Raw genomic sequence first — 13,148 nt, forward strand, 5'->3', positions numbered from 1 at the left:
CGGCTGCCGCGTGGTTCAGGCGAAGACCGATCCGAGCGCCCAGAGGCCGAAGCCGATCAGCACCGCCCCGGAAAGCCGCGCGACCCAGAGGGCAAAGCCCGGCGGCAGACGGTGGCGTGCCAGAGCGACGCCGCCACTCAGTACCACCCACCACAACATCGACCCTGCAAAGACCCCCGCAACGACGGGAAAGCTGCCACCCTTGCCCGAGGCCAGCCCCAGCCCCGCAAAGAGTGCGGCAAAGGACAGGATGGTCATGGGATTCGTCACGGTCAGCAGGAATGTGGCGATGGTGGTGCCCAGAAGGTCACGGGCCGAGACGCGGGCCGCTGCGCGAGGTGGTCCGGGGCGCAGGCTTCGCCAGCCCAGCCACAGCATGAAGATCCCGCCAACCAGCCGCAACGGCAGGTCGATCCGCGCCAGCAAATCGGAAAAGGCCGCAAAGCCAAGCGCCGCCAGTGTCGCATAGGCCGCATCGGCGAGGCCGGTGCCCAGCCCGCCCGCGACCCCGGCCCAGAAGCCGCGCTCCAGCACCCGGTTGATGCAAAGCGCCCCGATGGGGCCAAGTGGCGCGGCAATCGCAAGACCCAGCACAAGGCTTTTGAGGAAAAGCGCGACTTCCATCACACACCCGGTGCCGGAACATGCGGCCCGGCGACGGCAGAGGACAGTACAATCACCGTCTCGCTGCGCCCCAAAAACCGGCCCGCCTTCAGCTCGGCCAGAACGCTCTCGATCTCGGTCACCGCCCCGACCCGCAGCTTGACGAGATAGGACCAGGCGCCCGTTACATGATGGCATTCCAGAACACGCCGATGGCTGGCGGCAAAACGGCGAAAGGCCGCTTCGTCGGCATCTTCGCGCAGGGCGAGCCACAGATAGACCAGCATCGGCAACCCCAGCGCGGCGGGGTCGGTGTCGACGGTGAAGCGGCGGATCGCGCCCGAGGCGGTGAGCCTGCGGATGCGTTCATTCACGCTGGACGGCGCCAGCCCCACCACGGCGCCGATATCGGCAAGCGCGCGGCGGGAATCCTCTGCCAGAAGTTCGATGATCTTGCGGTCTGTCTCGTCCATGTCCGGATGATGTTCTGCTTGGTTGTGAATTTTTCGAAATATGTGCGGACACCCATGTGGAGTCAATGCAAATTTTGGCAGATAAGTTGGTTCGCCGCATAATATGCGGCGAAATAGCGTATTAACCGAATGAGATGCCGCCGCAACGTCATGCTTGGCGCCCTGCCGGACAAGCGCCACAATCGGGCGATGACATGGGTCTTCCTGCTTTTCGCCGCAGCCTGCGCGCTGCTTTACGGCCTGCGCTGGGCCGCATCCCGAACGACTTCGGCGGCGCGCTCGACCGTCAAGACCGCCTCGGTGGCCTGTCTGGCGCTGGCCGGCCTGACCGGAGGCGCCCCCGCGCCGGTCGTGGTGGGGCTCGCGCTGGGCGCTGTGGGGGATTTCCTGCTGTCACGACAGGGCGAGGGCGCCTTTCTGGGCGGCATGGCCGCCTTCGCCGCCGGGCATCTGGCCTATGCGCTGGCTTTCGGGGCGGGGATGCCGGGCTGGCCGGTGCTGATCGCGCTCGGCCTGCTGGCCATCTCGACCGAAGCGTGGCTGGCGCCGCACACGGGTGCGCTGCGCTGGCCGGTGCGCGGCTATGTGCTGGTGATCTGCGCCATGGCCACGCTGGCCGCTGCCCGGTCCGAACCGTTGCTGCGCCTTGGGGCCGCGCTGTTCGTGGCTTCCGACCTGATGCTGGCGCTGGAGATTTTCGTGATCCGCGCGCCCGCCCGTCGCCGCCTGTTGTCCTGTGCGCTCTGGCCCGCGTATTGGGGCGGTCAGGTGCTGATCCTTTGGGCGCTTCTGCCCTGAGGCGCCTCGGCCCTTCCATCCGGCGCCTGAATTGACTAGGTGAAAAAGGCAACCAGCCCGGAGCGGCCATGTCCTTCTTCAAGAAACTCAAAGACCGGATGTTCCGGTCCTCCGACAAGATCGCGGGCAGCCTTGATGCGCTGGTGAGCGAGGATGAGGCCCCGGTGGCGGCGAAACCCGGCCTGCTGGACCGGCTGACCGGCCGCGAGCCGGAGGAGCCGCGCCGCGTCATGGATGACGCGATGCTGGAAAGCCTGGAGGAACTGCTGATCGAGGCCGATATGGGCGTCGATACAGCGACCCGCGTCGCGGCCAACATCGCCGAGGGGCGGATGGGCCGCAAGATCGGCGCGACGGAGCTGAAACGCGCCCTTGCCGCCGAAGTTGCACGCATCATGGAACCCGTCGCCCGTCCGCTGCCGGTCTATGCCAAACGCCCGCAGGTGGTGCTGGTGGTCGGCGTCAATGGCTCGGGCAAGACCACGACCATTGGCAAGCTCGCCTCGCAATTCAAGGCCGCCGGAAAATCGGTGGTTATCGCGGCGGGCGATACGTTCCGTGCCGCGGCGGTGGAACAGTTGCAGATCTGGGGCACCCGTGCCGGTGTTCCGGTGCTGACCGCGCCGGAAGGCTCTGACCCCGCGAGCCTTGCCTTCGACGCGCTGACCCGCGCGCAGGCTGATGGCGCCGACCTGCTGCTGATCGATACTGCGGGCCGCCTGCAAAACCGCGCCGACCTGATGGAGGAACTGGCCAAGATTGTCCGCGTCATCCGCAAGAAGGACGAAACTGCGCCCCACAACACGCTGCTGGTGCTGGACGCCACCACCGGCCAGAACGCGGTGATGCAGGTGGAGATCTTCCGCAAGATCGCCGATGTCTCGGGCCTCGTGATGACGAAACTGGACGGCACCGCCAAGGGCGGTGTGCTGGTCAGCCTCGCCGACAAGTTCGGCCTGCCGATCCATGCCATCGGGGTGGGCGAACAGATCGACGACCTTGCCCCGTTTGATCCCGAAGATTTCGCCCGCGCCCTCGTAGGCCTGCCCGAGTAACCCTCTTGCCTTCATCTGTTTGCAAATATCCTCGGGGGGCCGCCCCGCAAGGGGGCGGCGCGGGGGGCAGACAGTCCCCTGTCGCGGCTGACATCCCGCGCAGGCACCGGGCATGAGTGACTGGCTCCTCAGCCTTGAAGGCACCGAAGCCGGGCATGACCTCGCGCTGGCGCTGGCGCTGATGGCCGCTGTCCTGCATGCGCTGTTCGGCGCCTTGCAGAAGGGGCGGCACGATCCCTGGCTCGCCCGCGCTGCCATCGACGCAAGCTATGGCGTCATCGCGTTGCCCTTCGCGCTGTTTGTCGTGCCATGGCCCGAGCCGCATATGTGGCCGATCTTCGCGGGCGCCTTTGTCATCCATGCGGGCTACAAACTCTTGCAGGCAATGACCTATTCGCGTGGCGCCTATACCGTGGTCTATCCGGTGGTGCGCGGCACCGGGCCGCTGTTCACCGTTATCGGTGCCGGACTGGTCTTTGGCGAGCATTTCGCGCCGGGGCAGTGGCTGGGCGTGCTGATGCTGTCGGGCGGGATCTTCGGGCTGGCACTGTGGAACCTGGCCCATGTCACAGCGCAGCGCGCGACGATGATCCCGGCGCTGTGGCTTGCCTTCGCCACAGGCGGCTTCGTTGCAGCCTATACGACTTACGATGCCTATGGCATCCGCGCCACCGCCGACCCGTTCACCTTTCTCGCGTGGTTCTTCCTGATCGACAGTTTCCTGATGCCGGTCCTGACCTTCCGTCGCTGGCGGGGGCTGACCCGGACCCAGGTGCTGCCTCTGCTGAAACGGGGTGTCATGGGCGCTATCGTCGCCTATTTCAGCTTCGGCGCCATCATGCTCGCCACACGGCTCGACAAGGTGGGCGAGGCGGCGGTGCTGCGTGAAACCTCGACCGTTTTCGCCGCGCTGATCGGCTGGCTGGTCCTGGGCGAAAAGGTGGGACGCATGCAATTCCTGCTCATGGCGGTGATCGCCGCCGGGGCCGTCATGGTGGAGTTTACCGGATGACCGAGATGCAAAACGGCAAGAAAGCCCCGGGCTGGCTGAAGCCCGTTCTGGAATACGGGCCTCTGCTGGTGTTCTTTGTCGCCTATATGCGGCTGAAGGATCAGACCTTCCTTATCGGCGGGGGCGAATATTCCGGCTTTCTGGTGGTTACTGCCGCCTTCATCCCGCTGATGATCCTCACCACCGGGCTCTCCTGGTGGCTGACCGGCAAGCTGTCGAAGATGCAGATCGTGACGCTGGTTCTGGTGGTGGTGTTCGGTGGCCTGTCGGTCTGGTTGCAGGACGAACGTTTTTTCAAGATGAAACCCACGATGATTTACCTGCTGTTCGCGGGCGCGCTGGGTCTGGGCCTCTTGCGTGGGCAAAGCTGGCTGGGCGCGGTGATGGGCGATGCGCTGCCAATGCGCCCCGAGGGCTGGATGATCCTCACCAAGCGGGTGATGTGGTTCTTCCTTGCACTGGCGGCCGCGAACGAGGCGGTCTGGCGGCTCACCAGCACGGAACATTGGGTGCAGTTCAAGACCTTCGGCCTGCCGCTGGCGCTGTTTGCCTTTTTCATGACTCAGGCGCGGTTGTTCCAGACCTACGCTATTGAGGAGAAGGGCGAGGATTAATCCCGCCCGACATACCGATTCCGCCCACAGGAATCCGCCCCGGCCTGTGGAAAACTGGCCGGACTCAAACCCCCGAATCCGCCTAAGCCTTTGTCAACGGCCCGGAAAAACCGGGCGCGGCAGGCAGGGGGATTCGCTTATGCAGCTCATCATCGGCAACCGGCAGGTCAATCCGCTGCGCATGAAGGCGGTGGCGGGTGGCGTGGAGGCGGTGTTGCAGGGGGGGGCGATGCTGTCGCTGCTGGATGCGGCGTTCCACGGCGCGGGCACCATCGAGGTTTACGGCGGCGCGCTGGATCGCCGCCCGCTGGAACTGGCGCGGATCGAGATGCGCGGCGCGGAAACCTGCGTGACGCTGCTCTGCCGCGGCCCGGCGCCGATGCTGGCCTGATCGCATCCGTTGCCATTTGGCAAATAGATGCTATATCTATGCCAGATGGAGGATGCGATGCAGCTTCAACCGATCACCACCACCCCGGCGCGAAGCGACTCGCCGGTCATTACCGAGGCCGAGGCAGGTGCGCTGGCCCGTGCCACGGTCAACCTGTTCCGGGCATGGGCCCTTTCGGATGCCGAGGCGCGGGTGCTGCTGGGCGGCATGGCGGCCCGCACCTGGGCGCGCTGGAAAGAGGGCGAGGCCGGGCGGATCGACCGTGATCTGCGGATGCGGATGGCGCATCTGATGGGTATTCATAAAGGTCTGCGTTACCTGTTCCGCGACCCCGCGCGCGGCTACGCCTGGCTGCGCAAGCCGAACGCGGCTTTCGACGGCCTGTCGGCGCTTGATCTCATGCTGCGCGGGGAATTGTCGGATCTGGCGCTGATGCGTGAATGGCTGGACGCCGAGCGCGGCGCATGGTGAGCGGCGCTGTCCTGCGTCGGGTGGACTGGCCGCAGACCTGGCGCATCATCCGCTCGATCTATCCGCCGGTTGATCTGTTCGAGGACATTGCCGACCCCCGCGACTGGGAGGCGCTGGCGGCGGTGGAGGCCAAGACCAACCCGCGCATCCGCAATGAAATCGGTGATCTGGGCAAGGTGCCGCCCGCGCGCCGGGTCGCGGGGCCGGGGGCAAGCCTCGTCATGGCGCCCTTCGTGCATTGTTCCATCGCGCGGCCGGGGCGGTTCACCGATGGCAGCTATGGCATTTACTATGCCGGGGACCGTGAGGAAGTGGCGCTGGCCGAGACCATCCATCATCACAGCCGCTTCATGTCGGCCACAGCCGAGCCGGAGGGATGGACCGCTGATTTCCGCGCGCTGATCGGCAGGGTTGACCGTGATCTGCATGATATGGATGCGGTGCCGGGCGCGCGGCATGTTTCGGATTATGGCGCCTCGCAGCAGGCGGGGGCCAGCCTGCGCGCGGCCGGCAGTGACGGGCTGGTCTGGACCAGCGTCCGTTACCCGGAGGGGCTTTGTCTCGGTCTGTTCTGGCCCGATGTCGTGGCGATCCCGTTGCAGGGGCCGCATTACAGCTATCACTGGAACGGCACGCGGGTCGATTACATCCGCCGCCATGATACCGGCACCATCCTTCAGGTAGCCGAGACGGGATAGCCCTTCCGCTTCGCCCCGGCTTGCGCCAGAAAGGGCGGCAGCGACGGGAGAGGCGGCATGACGGAACAGCACAAGGGAATTCTGGCCATGGTGCTGGCCTGCATCCTGTGGGGCACCACGCCGCTTTACTACAAGCTGCTGACGCAGGTGCCGCCGCTGGAAGTTCTGGCCCATCGCACGCTCTGGTCGGCGGTGATCTTTCTGGGGCTTCTGGCCGCGACCGGGCGGCTGGCGGCGCTTCGGCCCCTGCTGCGGGGCAGGCGGCTGGCCATGGTCGCGCTGGCGGCGGGGCTGATCTCGTTCAACTGGTTCCTGTTCATTTTCTCGGTGCAGGCGGGCCATGTGATCGAGGCGGCGCTGGGGTATTACATCTTCCCGCTGGTGGCCGTGGCCCTGGGTGTGCTGGCCTTTGGCGAGCGGCTGACACCGGGGCAGGGCGTTGCAGTCGCGCTGGCGGTGGGGGCGGTGGGTGTGCTGACCTGGGGGCTTGGCGTCGCGCCCTGGATCGCGCTGGCCATCGCCTCCAGCTTCGGGCTTTACGGGCTGCTGAAGAAACGGCTGGCCGCGCCGCCGGTGCCTTCGGTCACGGCCGAAGTTCTGGTGCTGGCGCCGCTGTCGCTGATCTGGCTGGCGATCATTGCCACCGGGAACGGCCCGGAGGCGGGGCACGGGCATTTCCTCGATTCGGCGGGAACGGCGGGGCTTCTGGTGCTGTCCGGTACGCTGACCGCGAGTCCGCTCATGCTGTTCACCTATGCCACCGCGCGGGTGCGGCTGGCGACGGTCGGGCTGATCCAGTACATCAACCCCACGCTGCAATTCCTGACCGCAACGCTGATCTTCGCCGAGCCTTTCGGGCGCTGGCATGCCATCGCCTTCGGGCTGATCTGGGCAGGCCTCGCGCTTTACACGCTGGAGGGGTTCCGTCGGGACAGGGCGGTGCGCAGGGCGGCGGTCAGCGCGGGCACGTCGGCCACAGCAGCGAAGTGATCGCGCAGGCCGGGGTCTGCAAAGCCCTCGGCAATCGTGTGATCGACAAGCGCCACCAGCGGCTGCCAGTAGCCCGCCACATCCAACAGGAAGATCGGCTTGCGGTGCAGCCCGATCTGCGCCCAGGTCAGCACCTCGAAAAACTCGTCCAGCGATCCGGCACCGCCCGGCAGCACCACGATGGCATCGGAGTTCATGAACATTACCTTCTTACGCTCATGCATGTTCTCGGTAATCACCAGCTGTGTCAGGTCGCGCTTGCCGACTTCGCGTTTCATCAGATGGGTCGGGATCACACCCAGTGTCATGGCGCCCGCCGCCTGTGCGGCGCGCGCGACCTCGCCCATCAGGCCCACATCCCCCGCACCATAGACCAGCCGCCAGCCCTCGGCCGCCAGCATCGCGCCGGTGGCACGCGCAGCCTCGGCATGGGCCGGGTTCCGGCCGGGGCGCGAGCCGCAAAAGACACAGACGGAAGGGGTGCTGGGCATCGCGGACCTCGGAAAACTGTTGCCTTTTGACCGTGTATCGGGGTTCCTGAGCGAAAGGAAGCGGCGCCGGAACAACCTGCGCCGGGAAGGGGATAAGGGATGTCCGACAAGCAAGGGCTGAACCCGGCCATGGTGGCCGGGCTGGCCGCGGGGGCGGTCGCCGTAGGGGCGATCCTGTGGTATGCGCAACGCCCGGCGGCGCCGGTGGCGCCGGCGGCATTGGTCAGCGAAGCACCCGCTGCGGCACCACAGGCTGCACCTGCGGAAAGCGCCGCCCCGGCCACACCGGAGGCGGCGCCCGGAGCGGCGGCTGCTCCTGCTGAGGCCGCGCCGGTGGCGGTGGTTGAACCGCCTGCTTTCGATACGTTGCGCATCACGCCTGAAGGCGCGGCAGTGGTTGCAGGGCGGGCAGAGCCGGGAGCCTCGGTCGCCATTCTGGTGGACGGGGCCGAAGTGGCGCGGGCCGATGCCGATGCCACCGGCAATTTCGTGGCGCTGTTCGACTTGCCGCCTTCGGCTGATCCGCGTCTGATGACGTTGCTGGCGCATGGGGAGGCGGGAGAACTGCCGTCGCAGCAATCGGTGGCGGTTGCGCCGGTCGCGGCACCCGAGGCCGTGGCGGCTGCCGCTCCGGCAGAGCCGGAAAGTGCCGCACCCGCTGCAACCCCGACTGAAGCTCCGGTCGTGGCCAGCGAGGCAACTGCAACCGCCGTGGCGCCGACGGCGATTCTGGTGGATGACAGTGGGGCGCAGGTCTTGCAGGGGGCGGGCGCCGGATCAGGCGTCACCATTGCGGCCATTACCTATACGCCGGATGGCGCGGTGCAGCTTGCAGGCTCCGGCACGCCGGGGGCGCTGGTGCGGCTTTACCTCGACAATGCGCTGGCCGGTGAGGCCCCGGTTGGCGCGACCGGCGGCTGGGTGACAAAGTTGCAGGGCGTGGCGCCCCGGCTTTACACCCTGCGGGCCGATCAGGTTGGCGGTGACGGCAAGGTGACGGCGCGATCCGAAACGCCCTTCCTGCGAGAGGCGCCCGAGGCTTTGGCCGCCGCGATGAAGCCGCGCGCCGTGCGCACGGTCCCGCCTGGCGCAGGCAGCCCCGCGCCAGCAGCACAGGGCCCGGCAAAGGTTCCGGCGACGGTCACCGCGCTGGCGCAGCCGGAAGCTCCGGCCCCGGCCGGGAACGACGCCGCCGCGCCGCAACCCGCGCCCGAGCCCGTGGCCACTGCCACGCCCGAGGCTCCGGCCGCGACCGGGGCAGAGACCGCGCCGCTGCGGCCGGTCAGCGTAACGGTGCAGCCGGGCTTCACGCTGTGGCGCATCGCGCGCGAAAATTTTGGCGACGGCGTGCTGTATGTGAAGGTCTTCGATGCCAACAAGGATCAGATCCGCAACCCGGACCTTATCTATCCGGGTCAGGTGTTCCTGATTCCGGATCAGTGATCCGGGGCGCGGCGTCCCCTTCGGCCACGCGATGCAGCGCATGGCGGGCCGAGGCGCCGCAGCAGGCCAGAACCTGCGGATGATCCATGCAGCAATCGGCCAGCAGATAGGAAATCGCCCCGCCGATCCCTGACAGGTCGGCGCTGTAGATCACATTGCGCGACACCCGGCGCGAGCGGATCAGCCCGGCCTGTTCCAGCGCCGACAGATGGAAGGACAGGCGCGAGGCCGAAAGTCCCAGCGTGCGTGCGATGTCACCCGCCGCCATGCCCTCGTCGCCGCGTGGCACCAGAAGGCGCACGAGGTCCAGCCGGCTTTCATGCGCCAGCGCTGACAGGGCCGAGAGGACTTTACTTCGCTCCATCCTTCAACTACTCGTGAAACGTTGAATTCACCCTGCATAGCCCGTCAGGGCCGCCCGATCAACCATCAGGGCAGGCCGCACGGGCAAGGATTTACGATGCGCCGACCCTCCGATTCCCTGACCTCCAGCGATGCCGAGACGCCCTCGACTTCGGGCTGGACCACCCTGCGCCGCGTAGCGCCCTACCTTTGGCCCGACAATGAGCCGTGGGTGAAACAGCGCGTGGTCATCGCCATGGTGATGCTGTTTGTCGCCAAGATCATCTCTGTCTCGACCCCGTTCTTCTATAAGGCGGCGGTGGATGCGCTGGCAGGTGACGCACCGCCGCCCGCGCTGCTGGTCGGGCTGACGGCGGTGGGAATGACGGTGGCCTATGGCCTTGCCCGCTTTGGTGCGGTGGTCTTTGGCGAATTGCGCGACGCGGTATTCGTCAAGGTCGGTCAGCGCGCGCTGCGCAAGCTGGCGCTGGAGACCTTCACCCATATCCACGCGCTGTCGCTGCGCTATCACATCACGCGCAAGACCGGCGGTCTGAGCCGGATCATCGAGCGCGGGGTGAAGGGCGTCGATTTCCTGCTGCGCTTCATGCTGTTTTCCATCGGGCCGCTGATCCTGGAACTGAGCATGGTGGCGGTGATCTTCTGGGTCGCCTTTGGCTGGCAATATATGGCCGTGGTTATCGTGACCGTGGCGCTTTACGTCGCTTTCACTTTCAAGGTCACCGAATGGCGGGTGCAGATCCGTCGCAAGATGAATGATCAGGACAATGACGCCAATCAGAAGGCCATCGACTCGCTTCTGAACTTCGAAACGGTGCGCTATTTCGGTGCCGCGAAGCGCGAGGCCGCGCGCTATGACAGCGCGATGGAGGGGTATGAAACAGCCGCGGTGAAGACCGGGCAATCGCTCAGCTTCCTGAATGCCGGGCAGTCGCTGATCATCACCACCGGGCTGGTGGCGGTGATGGTGATGGCGGCGATGGGGGTGCAGGCTAAGTTGCTGACGGTGGGCGATTTCGTCATGGTCAACGCCTACATGATCCAGATCACCATGCCGCTGAACTTCCTTGGCACGGTCTACCGCGAGATCCGGCAGGCGCTGGTCGATATGGGGCAGATGTTCGGCCTGCTGGCGCAACCGGCCGAGATCGTGGATGCGCCGCAGGCGACGCCGCTGGCGGTCGCGGGCGGGCATGTCCGGTTTGAGGGCGTTCAATTCGCCTATGACAGCGAGCGGCCGATCCTGAAAGGCGTCGATATCGACATTCCGGCCGGGCAGACCATCGCGCTGGTCGGGCCGTCGGGGTCGGGTAAATCCACCATCGGGCGGCTGCTGTTCCGCTTCTACGACGTGACTGGCGGGCGGGTAACGATTGACGGGCAGGACCTGCGTGACATCACGCAGGACAGCCTGCACGCCGCCATCGGTGTGGTGCCGCAGGATACTGTGCTGTTCAACGATACGATCTATTACAACATCGCCTATGGCCGCCCCGAGGCCAGCCGGGCCGAGGTGGAGGCTGCCGCCCGGGCCGCGAAGATCCACGATTTCATCCTGTCGCTGCCCGATGGCTATGACACCACGGTGGGGGAACGCGGGCTGAAGCTGTCGGGCGGGGAAAAACAGCGCGTGGGCATTGCCCGCACCCTGCTGAAGAACCCGCCGATCCTGCTGCTGGACGAGGCGACCTCGGCGCTGGATACCCAGACCGAAAGCGACATCCAGCAAAGCCTGCATGAAATGGGGCAGGGGCGCACGGTCATCACCATCGCACACCGGCTGTCCACCATCGCGGACAGCGACCGTATCGTCGTGCTGGAAGCGGGCCGTGTGATCGAGGAAGGCACGCATGAGGCGCTGCTGGCGCGGGGCGGCCGCTATGCTGCCATGTGGGCGCGGCAGGCCGCCGAGGAGGAGGCCGAAGCCGCCTGAGGCTCAGGCGTCTTCGGATTCCGGTTTCAGGACAAGATCGTCGGTGGTCAGATGCTGGCCACCGATCACCTCGGCCACCACCACATCGTTGAAGCGGATGATGCCCGCAGTTCCCTCGTCATTGGCGGTGACCGAGATGTTCGGGGCGACCTCGTTGCCGTCAGTGTCGTATTCGGGGCGATAGAGCAGTTCGATCTGATCACCCGAGCCGAAGTCATGCACCTGCGAAATCTGTCCGAAGCCATCCTCGCGATTGTCGAGCTGGAACAGGTCATCCCCCTCGCCGCCGGTGCCCTGATCACCCGCACCCATCAGCAGCGTATCGTTGCCCGCGCCGCCGAACAGCGAATCGAAGCCGTCGATCATCGTGGCATGGCCGTTCTGGCTGGAGTCGAAGTCCTTGCCGGACAGGTAATCATTGCCTTCGCCGCCATAAACCTCGTCAGAGCCGGTGCCGCCCAGAACGGTGTCGTCTCCTTCCTGACCAGCCAGCGAATCCTGTCCGCCGTTGCCGTGGATGTAATCATTGCCCAGGCCGCCCAGCACGATGTCATGTCCGATCCCGGCATCAATCGTGTCATTGCCCTCGCCGCCGATGGCAATGTCATCGCCCTCACGCATCATCAGATGATCGTCGCCTGCACCGGCATTGGCATAGTCATTGCCCGTCGAGGCATCGAGCGTGTCATTGCCCGCATTCAGGAACCAGGCGAGCGATTCCTGCTCGTCCGCGCTCAGATTGTCATCCTCTGCGGTGCCCTGAACCTCGTCGGTGTAATCATCAGCGATATACAGCGGGTTTTCGGTATCCGGGTCGGGTTCCGGCGCCTCGTCATCCGAGCCGCTGGAGCTGCCAAACCAATCGGCTTCATAGCCCAGAAAGAGCATGAAGAGACCGACATACATTGCCATATACACGTCCATGGCCGCACTCCGCTGGGCAGGCTAATTTCACTTGGGCCGACAATTGCCGGGGATTGTGGTCAATTATTGGCGAAACCGGCACGGTTTGGGGTCAGGCCGGAAACCGGGGGGCGGGTGGTCTGCCCGCGGGCACCGATCCCGGCGCGGGGCTTGGCAAATCCGCTTCCTTGCGTGTAAGACAGGGAAAATTCCGGGAGAGACCCATTGAGCAACCCCGAAAGCTTCATTGACGAGGTGACCGAAGAGGTTCGCCGCGACAAGCTGTTCGCGATGTTCCGCAAATACGGCTGGATCGGTGTCCTGCTGGTCTTGCTGATCGTTGGCGGTGCGGCCTGGACCGAATGGCAGAAGGCCCGCGCGCAGTCGCAGGCCCGCGCCTTTGGCGATGCGCTGCTGGGCGCGCTGGATGCTGATACGCCCGAGGCGCGGATTGCCGCGCTTTCTGCCGTCGAGGCAAAGGGCGACCAGGTGGCGCTGAAGGGTCTGCTGCTGTCCTCCGATCCGGTCAAGGACCGGGCGGGTGCATTGCAGGCGCTGGCTGCGGTCGAGGCGGATGCAACGCTGCCGCCGGTCTGGCGCGATCTCGCCGTGCTGCGCCGCGTGATCCTGCAAGGCGCCGAGGCACCGCTGGCGGATCGCCGCGCCGCGCTGGAACCGCTGGCCCAGCCGGGCCGTCCTTACCGGACCATGGCGGCGGAACAGCTTGCCTATCTGCTGATCGAGGAAGGCCGCAAGGATGAGGCGATCACCGCCCTGCGCGCGCTGACGCAGGATCAGGAGGCGCCGGGGGGCTTGCGCAACCGCGCCTCGCAGATGATTGTGGCCCTCGGGGGCGATCCGGCGCAGGGCTGACCTGCGCCCGCAAGCCAAGACGTTGCAACGGGAGAGA

16 protein-coding genes are annotated in these 13,148 nt (G+C 66.1%); 11 read left to right on the forward strand and 5 right to left on the reverse strand.

Features of this window, described 5'->3' with window-relative positions; translation table 11 throughout:
• Positions 1-15 precede the first annotated feature (15 nt).
• Together IE126_RS06245 and IE126_RS06250 are read right to left on the reverse strand one after the other, a co-directional pair.
• Complete coding sequence (locus IE126_RS06245) at positions 16-624, reverse strand: LysE family translocator (RefSeq protein ID WP_189380484.1); 609 nt, start codon at positions 622-624, stop codon at positions 16-18.
• Positions 624-1,076, reverse strand: a complete 453-nt coding sequence (locus IE126_RS06250) for an Lrp/AsnC family transcriptional regulator (RefSeq protein ID WP_108127059.1) — start codon at positions 1,074-1,076, stop codon at positions 624-626. Before IE126_RS06250 ends, IE126_RS06245 begins: the two co-directional genes overlap by 1 nt.
• Positions 1,077-1,205: 129 nt before the next feature.
• Here IE126_RS06250 and IE126_RS06255 point away from each other — a divergent pair, with 129 nt between their 5' ends.
• From IE126_RS06255 to rarD, 8 genes are all read left to right on the forward strand, one after another.
• Positions 1,206-1,874, forward strand: a complete 669-nt coding sequence (locus IE126_RS06255; RefSeq protein ID WP_229825272.1) for a lysoplasmalogenase — start codon at positions 1,206-1,208, stop codon at positions 1,872-1,874.
• A gap of 68 nt (positions 1,875-1,942) precedes the next feature.
• Positions 1,943-2,929: a signal recognition particle-docking protein FtsY gene (gene ftsY, locus IE126_RS06260; protein ID WP_054301681.1), complete on the forward strand. Its 987-nt coding sequence runs from the start codon at positions 1,943-1,945 to the stop codon at positions 2,927-2,929.
• Between the two features lie 112 nt (positions 2,930-3,041).
• Positions 3,042-3,941, forward strand: coding sequence for an EamA family transporter (locus tag IE126_RS06265; RefSeq protein ID WP_189380485.1), 900 nt, complete (start codon positions 3,042-3,044; stop codon positions 3,939-3,941).
• Positions 3,938-4,555 (forward strand): inner membrane-spanning protein YciB, encoded by a 618-nt coding sequence (locus IE126_RS06270; RefSeq protein ID WP_229825274.1) that lies wholly within the window; start codon positions 3,938-3,940, stop codon positions 4,553-4,555. Before IE126_RS06265 ends, IE126_RS06270 begins: the two co-directional genes overlap by 4 nt.
• A 139-nt stretch (positions 4,556-4,694) precedes the next feature.
• Positions 4,695-4,946, forward strand: a complete 252-nt coding sequence (locus tag IE126_RS06275; RefSeq protein WP_189380486.1) for a hypothetical protein — start codon at positions 4,695-4,697, stop codon at positions 4,944-4,946.
• A gap of 57 nt (positions 4,947-5,003) precedes the next feature.
• The gene (locus IE126_RS06280; RefSeq protein WP_054301685.1) at positions 5,004-5,417 is read left to right on the forward strand and encodes an MbcA/ParS/Xre antitoxin family protein; all 414 of its coding nucleotides are present in this window, start codon (positions 5,004-5,006) and stop codon (positions 5,415-5,417) included.
• Complete coding sequence (locus IE126_RS06285; protein WP_229825277.1) at positions 5,387-6,115, forward strand: RES family NAD+ phosphorylase; 729 nt, start codon at positions 5,387-5,389, stop codon at positions 6,113-6,115. The genes IE126_RS06280 and IE126_RS06285 overlap by 31 nt, the downstream gene beginning before the upstream one ends.
• Before the next feature lie 57 nt (positions 6,116-6,172).
• Entirely contained in the window at positions 6,173-7,105 is a 933-nt protein-coding gene (rarD, locus tag IE126_RS06290) for an EamA family transporter RarD (RefSeq protein WP_189380487.1), read from the forward strand.
• Here rarD and IE126_RS06295 read toward each other — a convergent pair.
• Positions 7,021-7,596, reverse strand: a complete 576-nt coding sequence (locus IE126_RS06295) for an LOG family protein (RefSeq protein ID WP_189380488.1) — start codon at positions 7,594-7,596, stop codon at positions 7,021-7,023. The genes rarD and IE126_RS06295 overlap by 85 nt on opposite strands.
• 99 nt (positions 7,597-7,695) lie before the next feature.
• Here IE126_RS06295 and IE126_RS06300 point away from each other — a divergent pair, with 99 nt between their 5' ends.
• Complete coding sequence (locus tag IE126_RS06300; protein ID WP_229825280.1) at positions 7,696-9,039, forward strand: LysM peptidoglycan-binding domain-containing protein; 1,344 nt, start codon at positions 7,696-7,698, stop codon at positions 9,037-9,039.
• Here the strand turns inward: IE126_RS06300 and IE126_RS06305 are convergent.
• The gene (locus IE126_RS06305) at positions 8,999-9,403 is read right to left on the reverse strand and encodes an ArsR/SmtB family transcription factor (protein WP_082400630.1); all 405 of its coding nucleotides are present in this window, start codon (positions 9,401-9,403) and stop codon (positions 8,999-9,001) included. The two genes, IE126_RS06300 and IE126_RS06305, sit on opposite strands and share 41 nt — an antisense overlap.
• A 96-nt stretch (positions 9,404-9,499) precedes the next feature.
• Here IE126_RS06305 and IE126_RS06310 point away from each other — a divergent pair, with 96 nt between their 5' ends.
• Positions 9,500-11,335 carry an ABCB family ABC transporter ATP-binding protein/permease gene (locus IE126_RS06310; RefSeq protein WP_189380489.1) on the forward strand — a complete coding sequence of 612 codons (1,836 nt, stop codon included), beginning with the start codon at positions 9,500-9,502 and terminating at the stop codon, positions 11,333-11,335.
• A 3-nt stretch (positions 11,336-11,338) separates the two neighbouring features.
• Here IE126_RS06310 and IE126_RS06315 read toward each other — a convergent pair whose 3' ends face one another.
• Positions 11,339-12,259, reverse strand: a complete 921-nt coding sequence (locus IE126_RS06315) for a calcium-binding protein (protein WP_054300934.1) — start codon at positions 12,257-12,259, stop codon at positions 11,339-11,341.
• A 204-nt stretch (positions 12,260-12,463) separates the two neighbouring features.
• On the opposite strand from IE126_RS06315, the gene IE126_RS06320 reads away from it, so the two are divergent.
• Positions 12,464-13,111, forward strand: a complete 648-nt coding sequence (locus tag IE126_RS06320) for a hypothetical protein (protein ID WP_054300933.1) — start codon at positions 12,464-12,466, stop codon at positions 13,109-13,111.
• The last annotated feature ends 37 nt before the right edge of the window (positions 13,112-13,148 follow it).

This window comes from Gemmobacter nanjingensis (assembly GCF_014652195.1).
GTDB lineage: Bacteria > Pseudomonadota > Alphaproteobacteria > Rhodobacterales > Rhodobacteraceae > Gemmobacter > Gemmobacter caeni.